A 22,782-nucleotide genomic window follows, 5' to 3' on the forward strand; every position below is an offset into this window, starting at 1 on the left:
TCGAAGGCTCACGGCATGTCGTACGGTCATCGAGGCCCAACCTACCGGGCGGCGCACCCCACTGCGAGAGTTCGTGGAATACCCTGCGACCTGCCACCATTCGATGGCCGCGGCCGGCTGGGCCGTCGTGGCCCTTACGGCTCCTTGGCCGGCACCGACTCGCGGTCGGGGGCCGGGGTTTCGGCGATCGGGCGGGTGGGGTCGAAACGGTAGCGGTACGTGATGGGGACGACCAGGAGGATCAGGATGGCGGCGAGGACGACGAGGACACCGCCGCCGGACACCGCGATGGTGGTGCCCACCAGTGCCGCGGTGATGCCGTGGGAGAAGTCGCCCAGGCGTTGACCGCCCGCGACCGTGACATTGAACAAGCCTTGCAGGCGGCCACGGACGTCGTCGGTGGCGATCTGCTGAATCATGGTGGAGCGGAAGATCACCGAGATCAGGTCGCCCACACCGGCTATCGCGAGGAAGAAGACCGCGAGGACGAGCCCGCCACTGCCGAGCAGGGCGCTGAGCCCGAATCCGGTGATGCCGACGCCCCAGATGACGACGCCGACGATCACCGCGACCCCGTGCCGCTGCACCTTCGGCACCCAGCCCGAGAACACACCACCCAGCACCGAGCCGATCGCCATCGCCGCGAACAACACGCCGACGATCATCTTCCCCTCGCCGGGCCCCGCGTGGAAGCTCTTCTCCGCCATCTCCGGGAACAGTGCCCGTGGCAGACCGGCGACCATCGCGATCAGATCGATCACGAACACCGCCATGATCAGGCGATGGGACGAGACGTAGACCAAGCCGAACCAGATCTCCCGCAGTCCCGACTTCGTCACCTGACCGCTCGGCGGCAGCGCCGGCAACTTGTAGGCGGCCCAGACCGCGACCAGCATGGCCGCCGAGTCGAGCAGATACGCCAGCGCGGGCCCGCCGACCGTGATGAACACTCCGGCCGCGATGCTGCCGACGATGCCGCCGATCTGAATGACGGTCATCTCGAGCGTATTGGCGGCAGCGATGTGCTTGGCGGGAAGAATGCGCGGGAAGATCGCATTGCGGGTCGGCTGATTGATCGCGATGCACGCCTGTTGCAATACCAGGATCGCGTAGAGCAGCCAGATATTGTTCAAACTCAGAAACGCTTGAACGAAAAGCAAACCGGTCGCGAGAACCATTCCGTACGAGCTGCCGAGTAGCAGTTTACGCCGGTCGATCACATCCGCCAGCGCACCGCCCCACAACCCGAACACGATCAACGGCCCCAGCGTGAAAACACCGACCAGGCCGACATACGCCGACGATCCGGTGATCGCGTAGACCTGCAACGGCACCGCGATCACCGTCAGCTGCGCACCCGAGATCGACACGACCCCGCTGAGCCACAGTCGACGGAACGCCGGGTACGCCAGCGGCCTGCGGTCGATCCATACCCCCGAGTGGCTCACGGAGCGAGTACCAGCTTGTGCCGGACAGTGGCCGAGCGTTCCCAGGCGGCGGCGACGTCGGCCAGGGGGACCATCTCGTAGTCGACGATCAGGTCACCGCGGTCGGCCCATCCGACCAGCTGTCGATAGGCGCGGATCATGGATTCCGGCCCGTGGTGCACCGGCATGAAACCGGTGACCGAGCCGCCGAGCGATCGCAACCGCTGGGCTGCCAGGACCGCGGTCGCACCCGCCCGATCCCCCACCTGAACCAGGTGCACACCGGGATTGCCCGCCGCGAGCGCGGCCGACGCGGGCTCGCCCCAGGTGTAGTCCACGATGACGTCCACGCCACCGGATGCCTCGAGAATGGCCGCGGTCAACTGCACCGCCGAGAGTCCCTCGGTCGAGACGATCGCCGAAGCACCCAGCGGTAGCGTGGCCGCCAGCGCGGCCTCGTCGCGGCCGACCACGGTGATCGTGCCTGCGCCGAGTAATCGTGCGGCCTGGATCGCGAGCTTGCCGACGACACCACTGCCACCGAGCACAACGACGTTGTCGCCCAGCTTCATTCGCGCGGCATCGGTGAGCGGCATGAGTGCGGCCATTCCGCTGTTGCCGAGAATGGCGGCGACGGGAAAGTCCACGCTGTCCGGAATGGGCATCACGAATCCCGCGGGCACGACGGCACTTTCGGCCATCGAGCCGAATGGACTGACCGGCCTTCCGAAATAGACGCGCCGATTGTCGGCGGTCACGCCCGCGCCCTCGATCCCGGCGACGACCGGAAAGGTCGTGGGACTCAGATAGTGCCGACCCGCGGCGGTGACCCGGTCGATCGCGTTGATCGTCGCCGCGCGGACCTCGACGAGCACGCTGTCAGGGTAGGCAGCCGGGTCGGGGGCGGCGAAATCCCCGAGTTCCGGCACACCATATCGATGCAGTACCGCAGCTTTCACGGGTCCCCCTGTGAAGAATTTCGATGAATGACGATTCAGTGAGCTACGATTCATTATCGTACGCCCCTGCTGAACACTGTCAAGGAGTGATCGCCATCGACACCCCCGTGAACCGGCCGACCATGCGACAGCTCAAAGCTGTTCAGACGACCGCAGATCTCAAGGCCGCGGCGCGAGTCGTCTTCGCACGTCAGGGGTATCTCAACACCAAGATCGTCGACATCACCCGCGAGGCGGGAAGGGCGGCGGGCTCGTTCTACAACCACTTCGAGAACAAGGAGGAGATCCTTGCCGCGCTGGCAGTCGATCTCGGCGCCGAGGCCGACGAGATCGCCGGCGACGCACAGGATGCGCGGCCCGAATCCGGTGCGGTGTCGATCCACGACTCCGCCCGCGGGCACATCGCCGTCTTCTGGCGCACCTACGCGGCCCACCGTGACGTGTTCGCCGCGATCGAGCAGGCGGCGCTGGCCAATCCGGTCTTCGCCGAACGGATGCGGACGTTCCGCGCCGAACAGCTGCAGCCGTGGATCGCGTGGCTCACCGAGCTGGCCGACCGTGGGGTGCACCTGCCGACGGACCCGGCGACCACCGCGGCGATGATCGCGGCGACCGCCGAGACGATGATCCAGACCTGGCACGGCGATCCCGATGCCGGGATCGACAACCTGACCGGATTCGTGGCGGCCGGGCTCAGCGCGGGCGTGAACCAGCACTGACACCCGTCGCCGGCGACGCGGACCCATCCCTCTCGAGAGCTACGGGCAAGACCACCCTCGAGCGGGATGGCATCGCGGAATCGGCGTCCTACCGTCGACATGTGATCGAAGCACGAGATCTGACCAAGTACTACGGCCGCACCCGCGCCGTCGAGGAGCTCACGTTCACCGTGCGGCCCGGTCGGGTCACCGGCTTCCTCGGGCCCAACGGTTCGGGCAAGACCACCACGATGCGGCTCGCGCTCGGTCTCGACACTCCGTCGAGCGGGCGGATCACCGTGGCCGGTCAGCGATACCGTGACCTGGTGCGGCCACTCCACACGATCGGCGCGTTACTCGACGCGGGCGACGTTCTGCCGACCCGCTCGGCCGCCGCGCATCTGGCGTTCCTCGCGGCGAGCAACGGCATTCCGCGCCGCCGAGTGGACGAGGTACTCGCGATGGTCGGGCTCGCCGATGTCGCCGACCAACGCGTCAAGGGATTCTCCCTCGGTATGCGGCAGCGGCTCGGCATCGCCGCCGCCGTCCTCGGCGACCCGGAGATCCTCATCCTGGACGAGCCGGTCAACGGCCTCGACACCGAAGGCATCCGCTGGATCCGCACCATGCTGCGAGCCATGGCCGACGAAGGTCGAACAATCCTGCTCTCCAGTCATCTGATGAGCGAAACCCAGCTGGTCGCCGACCATCTCCTCGTCATCGGCGCGGGCCGGTTGCTCGCGGACGAGTCGACCGCGCAGTTCATCGAGAGCCGGACCGAGCCGGTCGTCCGGATCCGAGGTGCCGCACTGGCACCCCTGCTCGACCGACTGGGCCCGGGCGCCGAGGTCCGCGGCGACACCGCCACGGTGCGCGGGATCGGCTCACGCGAGATCAGCCGCCGCGCCGTGGCATCCGGCGTCGTGCTCGACGAACTCACCCCGCTGCACGAATCCGTGGAGGAGGTCTTCACCCGCCTCGTCACCGACCATCAACAGTTCGGTCATCGCGAGCCGACCGCGCCCCACCTCGACGGCGCCGAGCCGAAGGGCACCGCCGCATGACCGCCCTGGCCGATTCCCGCACCGTAGGAGCCGATCTCCGCAACCAGTTGCGTTCCGAGATCATCAAGATTCGCTCGGCGCGCTCGTTGACGTTGCTGCCGATCATCGCCGTCGTCCTCGGTCCGGTGGCCGCGGTCTTCGTCGGCTACACCGGCAGTCTCCAAGCCGACGACACCGTGCTCGGCGGCGCGCTCACCGCGATCCCCCTGGCACTGGCGGTCGTCGCCGCATGGGGTGCCCTGGTCATCTCCACCGAGTTCACCTCGGGAACCATCCGTCCCGTGCTGGCGGCCACGCCGCAGCGTGGCGTCGTCCTGGCGGCCAAGGCGATCGTGGTAACCCTCGTCGCCACCGTGATCGGTCTGCTCACGACCACGTCCGCGTATCTGGTCGGCAGCGCCACCATCGATGCCGGACAGTACGCGCACGGGACGGCGTTGCCCGGCATGTTCGGCATTCATGCCTGCTTCCCGGCGGTAGCGTTGCTCGGACTGGCGACCGGGGTGATGCTGCGCAGTTCGGTGGGTGCGGTGGCCGTCGTCGGGACCCACATCTTGTTACCGCAGCTGTCCTCGGCGCAGGCGTTCGGCGATCTGCACAAGGTCGTGACGCTCTTCGCACCGAGCGCGGTGGTGGCGAAACTGTCACAGAGTTCGGACGGCGCGGCCGAACTCATGGGATCGCTGGGCGGCTGGCCACGACTGGTGATCGTCATCGGAACCACCCTGATCGCCATCATGATCGCCCGGCGGATCCTGGAACGCGAGGACATGTGAGCATCACGAAGGCGGACCGTTGGCGCCTGCCCGCCCTGGTCGTCACGGCGGCGTTCGTCTTCGCCGTCGTCTGCCACACGCTGGTCTCCGACACCGATCTCGGCGGTCGGCCCGCGGCCGCACTGGCGCTCGGTCAGGCCTTGGCCATCGTCCTGCAGATCCGGCTTCCCCTGCTCGGCTGGGCGATCAGCCTCGGCGCTGTCGTTGCCGCCGCTCTCCTCGTGGGCGAAACCCCCTGGGTGGACGCGATGTTCAACAGCTACCTCCTCGTCGTCGGCATCTTCGCGCTGCTGGTGCCGTGGCGATGGACATTCGGAGTTCTCGCCGCCACCGCCGTCACCGGGATCGCGCTCGTCGCGGCGGTACCAGGGGGCGGGCTCGCCGACGTGGTCGCCACGACTCTGCTCACCGGCATCGTGCTGCTCGCCGGAGCCGCCCTGCGCGCCCTGTTCGAGGCCCGCCACGACGCCATCACCCAGGCCAGGGAGACCGAGCGGCAACGACAGCGCAACGCGCTGCTCGAGGAACGCACCCGGATCGCGCGCGAACTCCACGATGTGGTCGCTCACCACATGTCGGTGGTCGCGATCCAAGCCGAATCCGCGCAGTACCGGGTAGCCGACCCACCACAGGACTTGCTCGACAGTCTGACCGCCATCCGGACCAGTGCCGCGGCCGCGCTCGGCGAGATGCGCCGCATCCTCGGCGTCCTGCGGGCCGATCGGGAGTCCCCGACCCAACCGCAACCACAGCTCGAGGAGGTGGACGAACTCGTCGACCGCATTCGCGGCGCCGGCCGCGACATCACCCTGCTCCGGCACGGCACACCCGCCGAGCTGCCCTCCGGGATCGCGGTGTCGGCGTATCGCATCGTGCAGGAAGCGCTGAGCAACGCGCTCCGGCATGCGCCCGGCTCCGCGATTTCCGTCGAATTGCACTATCGGACCGAGGAACTCCGGATCGAGGTCCACAACGGTCCGGGTTCGACTCCCGCCACATCCTGTGCCGGTGGCCACGGACTCGTCGGCATGCGTGAACGGGTCGCGCTCTGGGGCGGTCGATTCACCGCGGCCCCGGAGCCGGACGGCGGCTACCGGGTTCGCGCGGCGCTGCCCCTGGAAGAACGGACCGCACCATGACCATCCGAGTGGTGATCGCCGACGACCAAGCCCTGGTCCGCGACGGACTCGCGGTGCTGCTCGGCGCCCAACCCGGCATCGAGGTCGTCGGCGAGGCCGCCGACGGCGCGGCGGCACAACAACTCACCGCCGATTTCGACCCCGACGTGGTCCTCATGGATATCCGCATGCCGGGTGTGGACGGGCTCGACGCGACCGCCCGCATCGTCGATTCCGGAAGCCGGACCCGGGTGATCGTGCTGACCACCTACGACCTCGACGAGTACGTCTTCCGTGCCCTGCGGGCGGGAGCGAGCGGATTCCTGCTCAAGGACACTCCCGCCGCTGCCCTGGCCGACGGCATCCGCACCGTGGCCAGGGGCGAGGCGATGCTCGCACCCTCGGTGACCCGCAGGCTGCTCGACGAGTTCACCCGGCTCGGCGGCGCCCGCCCCCGGCCGGACGACACCCGATTGCATCAGCTGACCGGTCGCGAAACACAGGTGCTCGAACTCATCGCCCGTGGCCGCTCCAATACCGAGATCGCCACCGACCTGGTCATCGCGGAGGAAACCGTGAAAACCCATGTCGGCCGCATTCTCGCCAAGCTCCACCTGCGCGACCGCACCCAGGCCGCGATCTTCGCCTACGAAATCGGCCTGGTCACCCCGGGCTGACCCGAACCCCAACCGATCCGGAGAGCACACCATGCCGATCCACACCCTCATCGCCGGTGCCGGACCCACCGGCCTCACCCTCGCCATCGATCTCGCCCGCCGCGGTCTCGCCGTCCGCATCGTCGACAAGGCGACCGAATACTTCGACGGCTCACGCGGTGACGGCATCCAGCCGCGCACGCTCGAGGTCTTCGACGATCTGGGCGTGCTGCCCGCGGTCCTCGCCCAGGGTGCACCACAATCGGTGTTCCGGGTCTTCCAGGGCGGTCACCAGATCCGTGAGATACGGATGAGCGATCCGAAGGATCCGACCGCCGACGTGCCCTATCCGAACCCCTGGGTTCTCGGGCAGTCGCAGACCGAAGCCGTGCTGCGCCACCGCCTGGAAGAGTTCGGCGTTCAGGTCGAATCGGGCACCGAACTCATCGGATTCGTGCAGGACGACGACGGGGTCACCGCCACCCTCGCGAGTGACGACGGCAGCGAAACCGTTCGAGCCGCCTATCTCGTCGGTGCCGACGGGGCATCCAGCATCGTCCGTAAACAGCTCGGCATCACCTTCGAGGGCACCACCGACGAATCCGTCCGCATGCTGCTCGGCGACGTTCAGGTCACCGGCCTCGACCACGGATACGGCTACTGGTTCGCGGCGCCGGACAATCCGCGGGAAGGAATCGTGCTGTCACCGTTGCCCGGCGGGCGGTACTTCCAGTTCGGGACGCCCCTGTCCGGACAGGTCGAACCGAATGCCACAACCCTGCAGGGCTACCTCGACAAGTATTCGGGCCGAACGGATCTGCGCATCGACGACCTGGGCTGGAGCACGGTGTGGCGGCCGAACACTCGGCTAGCGGAACGTTTCGCGGATCGCCGGGTCTTCCTCGCCGGCGATGCCGCGCACGTCCATCCGCCCGCGGGTGGGCAGGGACTGAACACCGGCATCCAGGACGCCTACAACCTCGGTTGGAAGCTCGCCGACGGCAGCCGGGACCTGCTCGCCACCTATGAGACCGAGCGTAGGCAGGTGGCGGCGCGCGTGCTCGGCATCAGCACCGCGCTGCTCCGGAAGCACGCCGACGGCGCCGACGACGCCCACCGCCGCGGCGCCGAAACCCAGCAGCTCGATATCAGCTACCGCGACCCCGATCTCCCGGCTCGCCTCACCACCGGCGACCGCGCACCGGACGCGCCACTGCGCGACGCCGCGGGCCGCCCGGCCCGGCTGTTCGACCTGTTTCGCGGGCCGCACGCCACACTCCTGTGCTTCGACTGCCAGCCCCCGGCGCCCACAGCCCGAACACACGCATGGACGATCCTGCGACCGGATTCCGGCTGCGCGACATCCGGTGGCGCGAACAACGCCGCCCGCTCCCTCACCGACATCGACGGCCACGCCTTCACCGCCTACGACGCAGCCCCCGGCGACCGCATCCTCATCCGCCCCGACGGCTATCTGGCGTGAGACCACTCCAGGTGGGAACTGAGCGGCCACCTGTCACCTCGGCGCCGACGATCACCGAGAACGGCAGGGTCAGGACGGTCGATCCTGTCCGGAGGTGTCCGAGGCGAGCGGAGCCGCCAGGAAGGTCGGCAGGACGTTCCCGGGGACCGGGTCCGTGGTCGACGACGATGCGTCGCTGTGGTGCGGTGCGCTGAACAGCGGCACCGGCATGCTGTCAGCGGAGCCCGACTGCGGGTCGATCATGGTGTTCCCCCTGGGTTCGTGGGCCGAGCTGATTCCGTCGAGCCTAGCGGTGATCACCGACACGCCGCTCCCCCACCGGAACCTTCGACACCCACACCCGGTTTGTCACCGTCGGTGAGGGCGTCCATGCGGACGTCCAGTTCTGCGTCATGGGCAGGAGGATATCGGCGCGCCGACGCTGGAACTCCCAGCGGTTCAGTGCAGGACGCGGGTGAAGAGGGCGGTCAGTTCGGTCCAGTGGCGGGCGTCGGCTTGCGGGTTGTAGACGTCGGTGTCGGATTGGGTGAAGCCGTGGCCTGCACCGGAATACACCTCGGTGCGGAAGGTGGTCTCGGCGGCGGTGAAGGCGGCGTCGAGGCGTTCGATCTGGTCCGGGGGGAGGCCGGGGTCGGCGTCGGCGTGACCGAGGTAGACCTCGGCGGTGATCCGGTCGACCACGGTGTGTGGGCTGGTGGGGTCATCGGTCGCCAGGCGTCCGCCGTGGAAGCCCGCCACCGCGGCCACCCGGTCGGGGTGGGCGGCGGCGGTGTGCAGCGCGTTGCGCACGCCCATGCAGTAGCCGGACAGGCCCACGGGGGCGCCGGTGGTCAGGGGTGAATCCGCCAGCCATGTCAGGTACGCCGCCGCGTCGGCGACGACGAGTTCGGGTGTCAACGCGGTCAGCAGCGGGCGCAGGGTGCCGAAGATCTCGCCGCGGTCTTCGGCACCGATGAAGTCGGGCAGGTCGACCACCGGTGCGGAACCGTTGCGGTACAGCACATTCGGCACGAGCACCGTGAAACCCAGGCCCGCGAGACGTTCGGCGTCACGGCGGACCACCGGCCGCAGCCCGAACGCGTCGGTGAACACCAGCACCGCGGGGTGCGGGGCGCCGTCGTCCGGATGGGCGAGGAAGGCATCGGCGACACCGTCGGCCGTAGCCACCTGTTGGGCGAGCGTGCGAACCGCCACGGCGGGACCTCCTGAACGTATCGAGTTGGGCACACCCTACTGAGTGCGCGGCGGCTTCCCGCTGCTCGAACCGGCCGGAAACGGCATCGCCGCACGCAGTGGATTCGGCGCAGCGCAAGCACATTGCGAGATGCGCCGAGTCGATCACTCGAAGATCTCCGGCACTGTCGCAATCCGCTCCATGTGGCTATAGTTCACTATAGTCAGATAGTGAACGACGGAGGAAGGCAGATATGACCAGCATCAAGGGTTCGATCGCACTGGTGACAGGCGGGCAGCGCGGTCTCGGCCACGCGTTCGCACAGGAGTTCCTGAACCGGGGCGCGGCGAAGGTGTATGTGACCGCCCGCGCACCACGCCCGAGTGACGATCCACGAATCGTGCCGCTCGAACTGGAGGTGACCGACCCGGAGTCGATCGCGGCACTCGCCACGCGGGCACGCGATGTGGACATCGTGGTCAACAACGCGGGCGTCCTGCGGCCCGCGCCATTGCTGCTGGGCGAGATGGCGGGTGTGGTGGAGACCTTCGAGGCGAACGTCTTCGGGCCGTTGCGGATCGCACGAGCCTTCGCGCCGATCCTCGCGTCGAACGGCGGCGGGGCACTGGTGGACATCCATTCGGTGCTGTCGTGGAGTTCCGGAGCAGCCGCCTACGGGGCGTCCAAGGCCGCACTGTGGTCGATCACCAATTCCCTGCGCATCGAACTGGCGGGACAGGGCACACAGGTCGTGGGTGTGCATCTCGGGTTCGCGGACACCGACATGGTCAAGGCCGTTTCGGCACCCAAGATCAGTCCGGCCGAGGTCGCCGCGGCGATGGCCGACGGGCTGGAGACCGGCGCGACCGAGGTGCTCGTGGACGAGTTCACTCGAAAGGTGAAGGCCTCGCTGTCCGGCCCGGTCGAGGACCTGGCGCTGTCATTCGCCCGCTGAAACCCACGTTCTACCAAAGGAATTCGTCATGCCCCTGTGGCACATCCACCACACCCCCGATACCCTCACTGTCCAGGACAAGCAGAACTTCGCCACCGACATCACCGCTTTCTACACCCGATTCGGACTGCCACCCTTCTACGCGGTGGCACTGTTCCACGAGATCGCGGCGGACTCCTGCTACGTGGGCGGGGTATCGATGCCGTCGGTGCGCATCACCATCGACCACCTGGCCCGACAGCTCGACGATCCGGACCTGCGTCGGCAGATGACCGAGCGCCTGCACGACCTCATCGCGCCCTACACCCACGATCGCGGACTACATCTGGAGTTCAACGTCACCGAGGTCCCCAGGGACACCTGGATGATCGCGGGCATGTTCCCGCCGGCCGCAGGCAGCGACATCGAGCGCGGCTGGGCGGAGGCGAACAAGCCACTTCCGTACTGACCGCGGGCCGGCGTGGGCCTTCCGACCCGATCAGACGCCGAATCCGCCCGAGACCGACAGTTGCTGGCCGGTGATGTAACCGGCCTGCTCGGACGCGAGGAACACGCAGGCCGCGCCGATATCGGCCGGCTTGCCCCAGCGTTTCATCGGCACGAAACGACGCGCCTCGGCCTCCCACGCCTCGTCGACGACGCCCGCGGCCTTCAATTCCAGGAACATGCCCGCCTCGATGACGCCGACCAGCACCGAATTCGCCCGGATGTTGTGCACGCCTTCCTCTTTCGCGATCCCCCGCACCAGCGCCTCGTTCGCCGCCTTCGGCAGCACCGAGAGCCCGTCCAGCCGCGGCCACCACCGGTCACCCGCGGAGCCGAGGTGGATCACCGAACCGCCGCCGTGCTCGCGCAGGTGTGGCAGCACGGCGTGCACGGCCGTGAACATGCCGAGCGTCTCCACCTCGATCGACTCCCGGTAGCGGGCGGGTTCGGTCTCGGCGAGGGTGATCTGGTCGACGACCGGCCCCGCACCCCAGACCAGCGTGCGAATCCGCCCGTATTCGGCGATCACCTCGCCGACCACCCGGTCGACCGCGGCCGCATCGCGAACGTCGACCTGGTGGGCACTCGCCCGGACTCCCAGTCCACGCAGTTCGGCCACGGTCGCCTCGGCGACCTCGCGCTTGCTGCGATAGCAGATCGCGACGTCACCGCCCGCGCGCGCGAAGTCCGTCGCGACACCGCGGCCCAGACCACCGCTGCCGCCGAAAACCAAGGTCACACCGTCGAGAAGAGTCAGCTGCATCATGGCGGAAAGCTAGCGTCGCGACAGCGCGCGCGGCATCGGCCGTTCCCGCACAGCGGGAGCCGACGGGTTAGCCCATCGTCACGACCGGCGGTCCGGCGGTCCAGCCGCCGTCCACGGCCAGCTCGGCACCGGTGGTATACGAGGCGGCATCGCTGAGCAGGTACACGATCGCTCCGGCGAGTTCCTCGGGGCGACCGACCCGGCCCAGCGGCGCGTTCGGAAAACCACCCTCGGCCAGGGCGATCCCGGTCGGCGCGGTCATGGGCGTGAGCACCATCCCCGGATGCACCGAGTTCACCCGGATCCGGTCGCCGGCCAGCTCGATCGCGGCCACCTTGGTGAGCCCGCGCACGCCCCACTTGGCGGCACCATAGGCACCCGTGTGCGCCAGGCCGACCAATCCCGCGGCCGAGGAGATGTTGACGATGGATCCACCACCGGCCGACCGCAGCGCGGGCACCACCGCGTGGATGCCGATGTTCACCGACACCAGATTGACCTGGATCACCCGCTGGAAGGTCTCCAGTGGCTCCTCGACCAGCGGCACCCCCGAGGCCGTCACCCCGGCATTGTTCACCAACCCTGTCAGCTTCCCGAACGCCTCGACAGCGGTGTCGACCGCCTGCTGCCACGAGGCGGGGTCGGTGACATCGAGGTGCACGAACCGGGCACGCTCCCCCAGTTCGCTCGCGACCGCGGTGCCGTCCTCGTCGAGCAGGTCACCGATCACCACACTGCCGCCCGCGGCGACGATCCCCCGTGCGAAGGCCGCACCCAGCCCACGCGCACCACCGGTGACCAGCACCACCTTGTCCGAAAGCTCCATGACGAATTCCTCTCTCACCGGACGCCGAGCCGCGCCGTCCGTCACCGTATGACTGCGACATCGGCGGCACCCGCATGTCCTCCCGCTCATCGGGAACGCCCGCGGAGAACCTCACGGCAGCGTCCAGAACACCCGGGTCACCAGGTAGAAGAAGATCGCGGCGACGGTCAGGAACCCCACCGAGCAGGCGAGTCCCACCGCATCGATGCGGGGATCGCGCCGGGGTCGCGGTCGCATCCAGAACCCGAGCGCGCGGGTGACCAGCGGCATCACCACCCACGTCAGCAGGCTGACCGACAGGATGTTCCCGATCAGCAGGCTGATCCACAGTTGCGCACCCGGCCAGATCTCGGCGATGAGCACGGTGAGGATCACCACCGTCGGATACAGCCCGACCAGGACCGACAGTGCCGTCTTCCACGATGCGGGACCGCCCTGCTCGCCGGTCGTCGTCGGCGGAAACCACGAACCGTAGGGGTTGGCGATCCGATGGACCTCGAAGTCCCTGAAGTCCGGGGTTTCGGCGAGCAGTGCCTGCCGCTGGGGTGACTCGAGCCAATCGTCGAGGTCGCCGGCCGAGGCGAAGGAGTAGATGATCGTCCACTCGTTCTGGACACCGGGAATCGGCCGGTGCAGCTCCGAGCCACGAAACCCTCGAAAGGTCCGCTCGACCTCGGTCACGCGGTCCTGCCAGGCGATGAATTCCGCTTCCCGGTCTACCGCCACCGGATGCGAGACGACGACCGTCACGACGGTGTCGTCCGGTTCGTCGACCAGTACGTGCTGGGTCGACGGCCGTGCGAAGAGCCCGGTTCCGCGCGCGATGAGCTCACCTCGGGTATCGCTGTCGAGCCACCGTTTCAGGTGTCCGATGTCGTCGAATCGATACACGACCGACCAGTCGGATTCCGGGTCGCCTGGTGCTGTCACGTCGGCGCCGAGGAATCCAGGGAAGGTCGCGGCGGCCTCGTTCACCTCCGCCTGCCAGCGCCGGAACTCGGCCTCGCGACCGGCTCGAAGCTGCTGCGTGATGACCACCGTCGCCGGCACCGGCCTCGGCGATCCGGCGTTCGCGGCCGACATGTCAGTACGGGTGCTTGTCGGGTTTTTCCGCCCAGGTCTTGTACGCTTCGGCGCCCAGATCCTTGCGGAACTGTTCGATTCGCACCCGGCGCTCGGGCAGCGGTTTGGTGAAATCCTCGTATTGATAGGCGTCGTCGAAGCCGATTTCGCTGGTGTCCGCCAGGTCGCTCGCGAAATGCACGGCGTCCAGACGCGCCCAATAGATCGCGCTCATGCACATGGGACAGGGAGCGCCGCTGATGAAGATCTCCATTCCCATCAACATCTTCGCGCGTTCCGGCACCTTGTCGACCGAGCCCTCGGGCCGCGGGATCAATTCGAGCGTCGACTCGTTCTGGTGTTCTTTGGCAATGCTCGGGGCTTCACCGTTGAGCATCTGGGTCGCTCTGCGGATGCTCTCGATCTCGGCGTGCGCGGTGACATCACCGGTGAGCAGCACGCGGTTCTGCCCGCGTGCGATGATCTCGCCGTCCTTGGCGATGACGGCGCCGAACGGGCCGCCCCAATCGTTGTCGACCGACTCTTTCGCCAGTCTGCACGCCTCTTCCATGAGTTCATCGGGTGTCATCGGAAACTCCACCTCGCAGTGTGGTTTCGCGCTTACTGTCCGCCCATCGAATCTACCTCCGGAGTGACCTGTGCGGAATAGCGTGCGGTGTTCCTGCTCGGCCGATCGGAGAACGCGATTATTCGCTGCTGCCGGGCTTCTTTTCGCCGTGCCCGATTCTGCGCGGCTTCACCTTCGGCCGAGAACCCCCGGGCGAAGCGTCCGCGCGTTTCCGGCGTGACGCGCCCAGATCGATGACATTGCGTTCCTGCTCGGTGGTGCCGTCCACCGGCGCGGGCGCGTCGACCGGCCAGGTGCCTGTTTCGCCCTGCAACTCCGCGCGAGTCACCGGACGGGTGGGTGCCGGGTCGTACACCGCCTCCGGGGACCACGGCCGGCGCCGAGCGTCGCCGACGTCCTCGCCGCCGCGCCGCGGCCGCCTCGGCAGCCGGACGACATTCGACGCGCCACCTGTTGCCGCGTCCGGACCACCCTCGGCCGCCTTCGACTCTTCCCACTTCCGACGCAGGCGCTCCACCGCGTCGTAGGGACTTCCGCCAGACTCCATCGCGGACCCCGTACCGACTTCCTGATCCGACATCGAACTAGCCGCGGACAGGGGTCGCGACGGCCGCCGATCGCACGGCGGCCGGTACCCCGGGCTTCGTCTCAGGTCCTACGCTCACCCACACATTGTGCATCACCGGCGGAAGACAAAGAAACCCGCGCCGTGGCGCGGGTTTCGGTGTGTCTGCTCCTAGATGGCGCGGACGCCCTGGGCCTGCGGGCCCTTCTGGCCTTCGCCGATTTCGAACTCGACGCGCTGTCCCTCCTCGAGGGACTTGAATCCGGAGCCGGAAATCTCGGAGTAATGAACGAAAACGTCGGGACCACCGGCATCCTGCGCGATGAAACCGAAACCCTTTTCGCCGTTAAACCACTTAACACTGCCTTGCGTCATGAACTTTGTATTACTTCCTGTTGAAAGCCGAGCGATCACTGCAACAACTCGTACTCGACACCCACCATGCCACACATTCGGCCCCGCGGCCGCCGAAGGTGAGCCAGCGCACGCCGGAGGGCACGTGGTGTGGGTCCTCAGGGCAGCTGCCGCAGGGCCCGTTCGGCCGCGTTGGCGCCGCACATGCCGTGGGCGCCGGGTCCGGGTGGGGTCGCCGCCGAGCACAGGTAGTGGCCGGGGATGCCGATGTCGTAGGGCTGCAGGGTCTTTCGCGGCCCGAAGATCAATTGCGGGATGTCCTTGGCGCCGGTCATGATGTTGCCGCCGACATAGTTGGGGTTGTAGTCGGCGAATCCCGCAGGGGTGCGGGTGGTCTGGCCGACCACACGATCACGGAAGCCGGGGGCGAAGCGTTCGAGCTGGGCGATGATCGCCTCGGTGGCGTCGCCGGTGTAGCCGTTCGGGACGTGCGCGTAGGTCCACACCGGGTGGACCGAGCCGGCCGAACGCTGGGGATCGGCGAGATATTGCTGGCCGACCAGGACGAACGGGTGCTGCGGCATCCGGCCCGCGTGGATATCGCGTTCGCCCGCGGCGATCTCGGCGAAGGAGCCGCCGAGGTGCACGGTGCCTGCGCGGTGCGCGGCTTCGACGGTCCAGGGGACACCGCCCTCGACCGCGAAGTCGACTTTGAAAGCGCCGGGGCCGTAGCGAAATCGTCGATAGGCGCGGGCGATTCGCGACGGCAGCTGGTCACCGAAGATCTCCGCGACGGCGGTCGGCGCGACATCCCAGATGGTGATGTCCGAAGGCGGGAGGTCGGCCACCGAGCGCACCCGGACACCGGTTTCGATCTTTCCACCGTGATCGGCCAGCGCCGCGGCCAGGCAGTCGGCGATCCGCTGGGAGCCGCCGACCGCGACCGCCCAGCCGTAGCGGTGTCCCGCGGTCAGGATGCCGAGGCCGACGCTGGCGCTCAACGGCCGTTCGAGCGGTTGGAACGCGTGCGCGGCGACGCCGCCGAACAGCGCCCGCCCCGCGTCGGTACGGAAGGCACGCGCGAGCAGGGTGGCGGGCGCGGTCGCCGGAATACCGAAGCGCGCCAGCCGGATCGGATGGCGGGGAATCCGCAGCAGGGGGCGCATGATGTCGGCCCCGGTCTTGTCGTAGCCCGCGACCGAACGCTCGAACAGTGTGCGCCACAGGCGTTCGTCGGCACCGAGTCCCGCGGCGGTCTCGGCGACCGAGCGGTGCAGCACACCCGCGGTGCCGTCGTCGAGCGGATGGACGCAGTCGAGTTCCGACCATGCCCAGCGCAATCCGTACCGTTCCAGATCGACACCGCGCAGGAACGGCGATCCCACGGCCATCGGGTGGATGGCCGAGCAGTGGTCGTGCAGGAGACCCGGCACGATGGCCTCGCTCGAGCGGAGGCCGCCACCGATCGTGTCGGCGGCCTCCAGCACGGTCACGTCCACGCCCGCCCTGGCCAGGGTGAGTGCCGCGGCCAGCCCGTTGGGGCCACTGCCGACCACTGTCGCCGTTGTCATCGACTCGTCCTCTCGTTCACGATGTGATGTGGCACAGCCCTATTCGGCGGGCTGGACCACGGTGTCCTGGTTCGGCGCGACCGCGCCGGTGACGTCTTCACGCCGCCAGGTCACCCGGTGCGGGATGGGCCCGTTCGGCAGCCACGGCAGTGCTTCCACCGCATCGGCGACCTCCCAGGTCCCTCGTTCGAGCACGCCGAGCGCGGCGTCGATCACCAGGTACTCCTGCGTGCTCTTGTGGATCGGCTGCGATTCCACCCACACCACGATCCATTCTCCCGGTGCGAACCCGACGCGCGCCTGCACCGCGTCGATGAGGTCGAGATTGTGCAGGTGGCCGTCGCCGAAGTTGAAGCCGATCAGCGAGTTGCAGGCGAACTCGGCCTCGCGCACCGTCCAGCGGTCGATCTCGGGAAGGTGCTTGTACAGCAGGGAGAACAGGCCACGACCCTGACTGTGCATGGAGCGCCAGGCGATGGTCTGCTGCATGGTGATCTCGGCGACCGCCGGTGGGTAGTCCATGGCCAGCAGCTGGTCGACCTGATTGTCGGCGGGACGGTGCGCGATGGTGTTCAGTTTCGCCTCCGCGCCCGGGGCGAAGGCCCACAGCGCCGAGGCCCAGTTGCCCGCGTACTGGCGCATGGATGGCAGGAACGAGACCAGGTCCGGGCGCAGATTGCCCAGCACCGGGAAGAAGGCGAGCCCGGCGACGACGGCCACCGTCAGCCAGGGCGAGGACATGTCGAAAACGCCGTAGCCCGCGGAGTTCGGGAAGCCGAGGAACAGGAACACGGTCAGGTAGGCGAACAGGATGTTCCATTCCAGCGGCACCGCCAGCGGGAAGGTGGAGGTGATGAACAGGTGGAAGATCACCATCATGACGACACCGGCCAGGGTCAGCCAGTAATTCGTCGAGAACAGCAGCACGATCGGCGTGATCACCTCGACCGCGGTGCCGCCGACGTGCGCCATGAACGAGGCCACTCGCGACGGGCGGATGTCGCGCGGAAAGTCCCGGTAGTGGGCGCGCTTGATCGAGCGGAACGGCAGGAACGGACTGTTGGACATCATCGGCGGCACCACATTCGAGAAGTGCCTGCCGAACTTCGACATGCCCGCCCCGACCCACACGATCACGATCAGTAATTTGGCCGCGATGATCATGTCGGCGAACGGCAGCACCGCGAAGAACAGCAGCGCGGGCAGATACTGCTCCCCGCGGGCCGCCAGGAAGATCGTCTTGTCGCGCAGCCCGCACAGGATGTACAGCACGATCGGCGCGATCAGCAGCGCTGGTCGTACGAGTCCGGAGGTGTTGTCCGGCAACACTTCCAGCAGCGCGGCGGTGGTGCGGCCCGGTGCGACCAGAGCGATCGCCAGCGACGCGAGGAAGCCGAGATACAGGACGACATCGACCGTCGTGCGCGAGTCACCGTTGGTGAACGGCACGCGATACCAGGGCCGAAGCCGGATGCTGCCCCGGCGGGCGAAGTACAGCAGACCGCCGGTCATCGGCTTGAACTTGCCTGCCAGCGGGCCCCAGGACCCCGCGACACCGACCGCTTCGAGCAGCACCGTCCAGAGGACCAGCTTCTGATACACGATCGGCTGGTTCCACCACTGCGCCACATCCCAGAACGGCCCGGCACCCGAGGTCGCGGTGGCGATCAGGACACCGCCGAAGATGTAGAGCACGAGCAGTTTCACGAGATAGATCGTGTGAATCATCTTGGGCGTGCCGAAGCCGTATTCGGCCCAGTGCAATGCCAGCGTCCGAACGCGTTCGCGCAGTGGTAGATCCAAGAATGTCTCGGTATCCACCGGCGGGAAATCGCCTGTCTTGAATCCCATGGCCCGGTTCCTTTCTTCCCTGCTCACGGGCGCGGACGACCGCGACCGAAAGTCTGTCTTTCGTTCGAATTGGGTTGCGGTGCACTACCGCTCAGACGGAGGCGGCCAACGCTCGCAGCCGCTTCTTGTCGATCTTGCCGACCGGATTGCGCGGCAGCTCCGTCACGAGCACGATCGCGGCGGGCACCTTGAACGCGGCGAGCTCGGCGCGGCAGTGGCCGAGGAGTTCGTCGACGGTGACCGCGGACTGCGGGGCGGCCACCACGTGGGCGACCGGTACCTCGCCCAGCACGGGGTCGGGCACTCCGACGACCGCGGCTTCATGCACGGCCGGGTGCCGATAGAGCGCGTTCTCGATCTCCTTGGGGTACAGGTTCTCGCCGCCGCGGATGATCATGTCCTTGATCCGGTCGACCAGGACCAGGTAGCCGTCGTCGTCGAAGTAGCCGACGTCGCCGGTGCGCAGCCAGCCGTCGACCACGGTCTCGGCGGTCTCCCCCGGCTTGCCGAGGTAGCCGCGCATCACGTTGGGACCGCGGACCACGACTTCCCCGGGTTCACCCTGGGCCGCCCGCACACCGTCGGCATCCATGATGGCCACGGCCTGGCCGGGCAGCGGCACCCCGACCGTGCCCGGTTTCCGTTGCCCGGCAACCGGATTGAGGGTCGACGCGCAAGTGCCCTCCGACAGTCCGTAGCCCTCCACGATCGGCACGCCGTAGCGCTGCTCGAAGCGGCCGATGAGCTCGGCGGGCATGGGTGCCGCCCCACAGATCGCCAGGCGCAGCGACGAAACGTCATGGTCCGGGCCTTCGGGCTGGGCCACCAGCATCGCGTAGATGGCGGGGACCGCGGAGAAGTAGGTCGGGCGGACCGCCGCGACCGTGTCGAAGAATCCGGAGGCGGAGAACTTTCCGGCGATCGTGGTGCGGCCGCCGGCCAGCAACGGCGACAACACGCTCACCACGATCCCGTTGACGTGGAACAGCGGCAGGATCAGCAGGCTGTGGTCGGTCTCGTCGAGGCCGAGCGCGTCGATGATCATGGCGCACATGGCGGCGAGGTTGTCGTGGCCGAGCAGAACACCTTTCGGCCTGCCCGTCGTGCCGCTGGTGTAGATGATCAGGGCGAGACCGTCATTCGGCGCGGCCGACGCGACCGGACCCGCGGACTCGGCCAGGGCCGCGACATCGAGGGTGACCGCGGCCCGGCCCGGTTCGCCGATCACCACCGCGGCGCCCGAATCCTCGACCTGGTAGCGGATGTCGTCCTCGGTCAGGCCCGGATTGACCGGCGTGACCGCGGCCCCGAGCCGCCAGGCGGCGAACAGGACGACCACCAGCTCCACCCGGTTGGGCAGTACCACCGCCACCACGTCGTCGGCCCGCACGCCCGCCCGGTGCAGGACCGAGGCGGCGGCGTCGACCCGGGCGCGGAACTGCGCGTTCGACAGGGTGGTGATGTCGTCGGCCACGGCATGCCCGGACGGATCGGCGGTGGCTCTGACCTCGGGTAGTTCGACGATGTGTCGCATGATTCCTCACCGGTGACGAATGTGATCTGAGTTACACAATTCACGGTAGGACGCGGATCCGAGGCCGACTACGGGCCCGCAGCCCAGCGTTGCGCGGCCGTGTTGTGCCACGAGCACAAACGGTGTCGCGCGCCGACACGCCGCGGGTACTGTCTGCGGCCATGGCCCACGACAACGATCCCCTCGTGCGTGCGGTGGCAGGCCGGATCAAGGCGGATCTGCATCATCTGACACCCACGATGACCTCGATGTTCACCCAGGTCATCCCCGAGTTCCGGCACGACGACGAAGTGCGCGCGCTGATGGTGGCCAGCACCGAATCCAACCTCACCGCCATCATCGACATGCTCACCCTGGCCATCGGCATCGACGACATCACCGTCCCGCCTGCCGCCGCGGAGTACGCCCGCCGCTTCGCCCAGCACGGCCTGCCGCTCGAGGCACTGCTGCGCGCCTACCGCCTCGGCGAGAACATGTTCGTGCAGTGGACGATGCAGCTGCTGGCCGAACAGAATCCCGCCACCGACGTCGCCCTGGCCACCGCGGCGCGCATCGCCGACATCGTCAACAGCTACATCGACCAGGTGATCGAGGGCCTGATCGACATCTACGAGAGCGAGCGCCGCCGGTGGGACGCGCGCACCGACGCCGCCCGCGCCGCCCAGGTCCGTGCCGTGCTCGACGCCGACGACCTGGACGTGCCCTCGGCCGAACAGATGCTGTCGACCTCGCTGCGCGGCTGGCACCAGTTCGCGATGCTGTGGACACCGCTGGGCACGCGCGATCCCGGCGGCACGCTGCGCGCGGGCACCGCCCTGCTGGCCGCCGCGACCGGTAAGACGCCGATGACCGTCGAGGTCGACGATCACCACCGCTGGGTGTGGATCTCCTCGGTCGCCCGACCGGCGCCCGATACCGACAAGCTCGCCCGCGAACTCCGCTCGCACCCGAATCTGTCCATCGCCCTTGGTGATCCGGCCACCGGCCTCGACGGTTTCCGGCAGACCTTCCGCGACGCGCAGCTCGCTCGCGCCGTCGCGCTGACCGGACCGCGAGGCGGACTCACCGTCCACTCCGAGGTGGCGCTGTCGGCCCTGTTCACCGACCGAGTCCCCACGGTGCACGCCTGGGCGGTGCGGGTGCTCGGCGCACTGCTCGGCCCGGACGAGGGCACCGCGCGGCTCCGCGAGACGGTCCGCGTGTTCCTCGACGCTCGCGGCAGTTACACCGATGCCGCTGCCCGGCTGCACGTCCACAAGAACACCGTCCACTACCGAGTCCGCAAGGCCGAGGAGCTGCTCGGACATCCCCTCGGTGAGCGCAGGCTCGACATCGAGGTCGCCCTCCTGACCTGCGCCCAACTGGGGATGCCCGAGAGCGGCACCGACCGGGGGCGATGATCGACGTCAGCTCGCGGGTGACTCGGCCAACTCGGCGCTGCGCCAGATGCTGTGGGAGTACTTGTCGTAGAAGGATTCCGGTTCCGTCGCGGCGGCCGTTCCCGGCGTCGCGACACCGGCGAAGTACAGGTCCCTGGCGATCGCGGTGACCAGCCGGGGAACGCCGGTGCCCAGGCTGGGAATGTCACCGACAGGGCGACCGAAGCTCTGCGCGGCGGACGCGGCGAACACGTGGATGTCGGCGAGCCACGGCGCCCGGCCCGGTGTCTTCGCCGTCAGTTCGTAGCCCGGGCCCAGATAGGGGGCCCGGCCCTGTGCTTCGGAACGCTGTTCGGCGGGTGGCTCGTAGATGTCGCTCCACAGCGCGATCTCCGGTGCGAGCGTGGTCAGTTCGGTGCGGGTCGCGGGGTCGTACTGGTAGCCGGTGCCCGCGATCACGAAGTCGAAGGTGTGCACACCGTCGGCGGCACGCACCACCACCCGCCCGTCCTCGGCGCGCAGTTCCTGCCACGGCGCGTCCAGATGCAGCGCGAAATTCGGGAACTCGAGCACTCGCGACACCGAGTCCCACGGGCTCGACGCGCCCTTGCGCGCGAACGCCAGCCGGCTCTTCCAGCGGACCGCGTCCGACTGCAGGTGGAAGTTCTCCACCGCGCCGAAACCGGGCGGACTGCCCTTCGTCGGCTGGATGACCAGTTCCGACCTGCGAGAGAACAGGTGCACTTCGGTGGCGCCCGCCTCGAGCGCGACCGCCGCGGCGTCGAGCGCCGACGCACCGGCCCCGAGCACACCCACGGTCCGACCGGCCAGCGACTCGGCGTCGATGGCCTGCCCGGTGTGGGCGTAGAGCCCGGCAGGCAGCGCGTCGAAAATGGCCGGAACATTCGGTCCGCCGCTGCCTTCGACACCGGTGGCGAACACCACCTTGCGCGCGGTTTCCACCCGCTCGACGCCGTCGGCCACCAGCGTGAGCTCGAAGGCGTCCCGGCCGCGCGCCAAGTCGGTCAGCCGGGTGCGGTAACGCACCTCGATCCCGGTCTGCCGCCGGAACCACGCGAGGTATTCGGCCCAGTCGGTCCGGGCGATCCGGCCGATCGCGTCGAACGCCTCGGTGCCGTGCAGACCCTCGTACCAGGCGCGGAAACCCAGCGCGGGGATGCCGAGTTCGGGTCCGGACCGGTCCTTCGGCGTGCGCAACGTCCGCATCCTGGCCAGGGTCGACCACACGCCCGCGGAGGTTTCGTCGTCCGCGGCGTCGAGCACCGTCACGTTCGTGATCCCGGCCCGGCGCAACGCGAACGCGATGGCGATCCCACTCTGCCCACCACCGATCACCGCGACATCGTGATCCACGCCGGGAATCGGCACCACCCAGTTCGCCGGATCGGCGCCGAGCAGCCGCAACTGCTCGGCCGCGGCCCTGTCGACGAATTCCTGTTTGCCCATGGTGCCACCATCTTTCGGTTCA

23 protein-coding genes are annotated in these 22,782 nt (G+C 68.3%); 9 read left to right on the forward strand and 14 right to left on the reverse strand.

Translation table 11 applies throughout. The annotated features are described in order from the left end of the window. Positions 1–134: 134 nt before the first annotated feature. Both ACFVVM_RS08155 and ACFVVM_RS08160 read right to left on the reverse strand, forming a co-directional pair. Positions 135–1,448: an MFS transporter gene (locus ACFVVM_RS08155; RefSeq protein ID WP_387614581.1), complete on the reverse strand. Its 1,314-nt coding sequence runs from the start codon at positions 1,446–1,448 to the stop codon at positions 135–137. After that, positions 1,445–2,386 carry a zinc-binding alcohol dehydrogenase family protein gene (locus tag ACFVVM_RS08160; RefSeq protein WP_387614584.1) on the reverse strand — a complete coding sequence of 314 codons (942 nt, stop codon included), beginning with the start codon at positions 2,384–2,386 and terminating at the stop codon, positions 1,445–1,447. Before ACFVVM_RS08160 ends, ACFVVM_RS08155 begins: the two co-directional genes overlap by 4 nt. Before the next feature lie 86 nt (positions 2,387–2,472). On the opposite strand from ACFVVM_RS08160, the gene ACFVVM_RS08165 reads away from it, so the two are divergent. The 6 genes from ACFVVM_RS08165 (at position 2,473) to ACFVVM_RS08190 (ending at position 8,181) form a co-directional block, all read left to right on the forward strand. Next, the gene (locus tag ACFVVM_RS08165) at positions 2,473–3,105 is read left to right on the forward strand and encodes a TetR/AcrR family transcriptional regulator (protein ID WP_387614587.1); all 633 of its coding nucleotides are present in this window, start codon (positions 2,473–2,475) and stop codon (positions 3,103–3,105) included. Positions 3,106–3,206: 101 nt separating this feature from the next. Next, on the forward strand, positions 3,207–4,148 hold the full coding sequence (locus tag ACFVVM_RS08170) for an ATP-binding cassette domain-containing protein (protein WP_387614590.1): 942 nt from the start codon (positions 3,207–3,209) through the stop codon (positions 4,146–4,148). Then, a complete protein-coding gene (locus tag ACFVVM_RS08175; protein WP_387614593.1) occupies positions 4,145–4,924 on the forward strand; it encodes a hypothetical protein in 780 nt (259 codons plus the stop codon). Before ACFVVM_RS08170 ends, ACFVVM_RS08175 begins: the two co-directional genes overlap by 4 nt. Further along, positions 4,921–6,063 carry a sensor histidine kinase gene (locus ACFVVM_RS08180; RefSeq protein ID WP_387614596.1) on the forward strand — a complete coding sequence of 381 codons (1,143 nt, stop codon included), beginning with the start codon at positions 4,921–4,923 and terminating at the stop codon, positions 6,061–6,063. Before ACFVVM_RS08175 ends, ACFVVM_RS08180 begins: the two co-directional genes overlap by 4 nt. Continuing rightward, on the forward strand, positions 6,060–6,719 hold the full coding sequence (locus tag ACFVVM_RS08185; RefSeq protein ID WP_387614599.1) for a response regulator: 660 nt from the start codon (positions 6,060–6,062) through the stop codon (positions 6,717–6,719). Before ACFVVM_RS08180 ends, ACFVVM_RS08185 begins: the two co-directional genes overlap by 4 nt. Positions 6,720–6,750: 31 nt before the next feature. Further along, positions 6,751–8,181, forward strand: a complete 1,431-nt coding sequence (locus ACFVVM_RS08190; protein ID WP_387614602.1) for an FAD-dependent monooxygenase — start codon at positions 6,751–6,753, stop codon at positions 8,179–8,181. 69 nt (positions 8,182–8,250) lie between these two features. Here the strand turns inward: ACFVVM_RS08190 and ACFVVM_RS08195 are convergent, their stop codons facing one another. Both ACFVVM_RS08195 and ACFVVM_RS08200 read right to left on the reverse strand, forming a co-directional pair. Continuing rightward, entirely contained in the window at positions 8,251–8,481 is a 231-nt protein-coding gene (locus tag ACFVVM_RS08195) for a hypothetical protein (protein WP_387614605.1), read from the reverse strand. Positions 8,482–8,619: 138 nt separating this feature from the next. Continuing rightward, positions 8,620–9,375: a dienelactone hydrolase family protein gene (locus ACFVVM_RS08200; RefSeq protein ID WP_387614608.1), complete on the reverse strand. Its 756-nt coding sequence runs from the start codon at positions 9,373–9,375 to the stop codon at positions 8,620–8,622. A gap of 233 nt (positions 9,376–9,608) precedes the next feature. On the opposite strand from ACFVVM_RS08200, the gene ACFVVM_RS08205 reads away from it, so the two are divergent. Continuing rightward, positions 9,609–10,310: an SDR family oxidoreductase gene (locus tag ACFVVM_RS08205; protein ID WP_387614611.1), complete on the forward strand. Its 702-nt coding sequence runs from the start codon at positions 9,609–9,611 to the stop codon at positions 10,308–10,310. 28 nt (positions 10,311–10,338) lie between these two features. After that, the gene (locus ACFVVM_RS08210) at positions 10,339–10,758 is read left to right on the forward strand and encodes a tautomerase family protein (RefSeq protein ID WP_387614614.1); all 420 of its coding nucleotides are present in this window, start codon (positions 10,339–10,341) and stop codon (positions 10,756–10,758) included. A gap of 30 nt (positions 10,759–10,788) precedes the next feature. Here ACFVVM_RS08210 and ACFVVM_RS08215 read toward each other — a convergent pair whose 3' ends face one another. From ACFVVM_RS08215 to ACFVVM_RS08255, 9 genes are all read right to left on the reverse strand, one after another. Continuing rightward, complete coding sequence (locus ACFVVM_RS08215; protein ID WP_387614617.1) at positions 10,789–11,562, reverse strand: SDR family NAD(P)-dependent oxidoreductase; 774 nt, start codon at positions 11,560–11,562, stop codon at positions 10,789–10,791. Positions 11,563–11,629: 67 nt separating this feature from the next. Then, complete coding sequence (locus tag ACFVVM_RS08220; protein ID WP_387614620.1) at positions 11,630–12,388, reverse strand: glucose 1-dehydrogenase; 759 nt, start codon at positions 12,386–12,388, stop codon at positions 11,630–11,632. A 111-nt stretch (positions 12,389–12,499) separates the two neighbouring features. Further along, positions 12,500–13,426 (reverse strand): antibiotic biosynthesis monooxygenase, encoded by a 927-nt coding sequence (locus tag ACFVVM_RS08225; RefSeq protein WP_387614623.1) that lies wholly within the window; start codon positions 13,424–13,426, stop codon positions 12,500–12,502. Between the two features lie 46 nt (positions 13,427–13,472). After that, positions 13,473–14,039 carry a nucleoside deaminase gene (locus tag ACFVVM_RS08230; protein ID WP_387614626.1) on the reverse strand — a complete coding sequence of 189 codons (567 nt, stop codon included), beginning with the start codon at positions 14,037–14,039 and terminating at the stop codon, positions 13,473–13,475. Between the two features lie 118 nt (positions 14,040–14,157). After that, positions 14,158–14,586 (reverse strand): hypothetical protein, encoded by a 429-nt coding sequence (locus ACFVVM_RS08235; protein ID WP_387614629.1) that lies wholly within the window; start codon positions 14,584–14,586, stop codon positions 14,158–14,160. A gap of 189 nt (positions 14,587–14,775) precedes the next feature. After that, positions 14,776–14,979, reverse strand: coding sequence for a cold-shock protein (locus tag ACFVVM_RS08240; protein ID WP_387614632.1), 204 nt, complete (start codon positions 14,977–14,979; stop codon positions 14,776–14,778). Between the two features lie 137 nt (positions 14,980–15,116). Continuing rightward, a complete protein-coding gene (locus ACFVVM_RS08245; protein WP_387614635.1) occupies positions 15,117–16,529 on the reverse strand; it encodes a phytoene desaturase family protein in 1,413 nt (470 codons plus the stop codon). Between the two features lie 39 nt (positions 16,530–16,568). Beyond that, a complete protein-coding gene (locus ACFVVM_RS08250; protein ID WP_387614638.1) occupies positions 16,569–18,380 on the reverse strand; it encodes a DUF3556 domain-containing protein in 1,812 nt (603 codons plus the stop codon). Between the two features lie 91 nt (positions 18,381–18,471). Beyond that, on the reverse strand, positions 18,472–19,914 hold the full coding sequence (locus ACFVVM_RS08255) for a class I adenylate-forming enzyme family protein (RefSeq protein ID WP_387614641.1): 1,443 nt from the start codon (positions 19,912–19,914) through the stop codon (positions 18,472–18,474). Positions 19,915–20,075: 161 nt separating this feature from the next. Between ACFVVM_RS08255 and ACFVVM_RS08260 the strand changes: the two genes are divergently transcribed. Then, entirely contained in the window at positions 20,076–21,314 is a 1,239-nt protein-coding gene (locus ACFVVM_RS08260) for a PucR family transcriptional regulator (protein ID WP_387614644.1), read from the forward strand. Positions 21,315–21,320: 6 nt separating this feature from the next. On the opposite strand, the gene ACFVVM_RS08265 is transcribed toward ACFVVM_RS08260, so the two are convergent. Further along, positions 21,321–22,760 (reverse strand): NAD(P)-binding domain-containing protein, encoded by a 1,440-nt coding sequence (locus ACFVVM_RS08265; RefSeq protein WP_387614647.1) that lies wholly within the window; start codon positions 22,758–22,760, stop codon positions 21,321–21,323. Between the last annotated feature and the right edge of the window lie 22 nt (positions 22,761–22,782).

This window comes from Nocardia sp. NPDC058176, assembly GCF_042883805.1.
Classification (GTDB): Bacteria; Actinomycetota; Actinomycetes; order Mycobacteriales; family Mycobacteriaceae; genus Nocardia.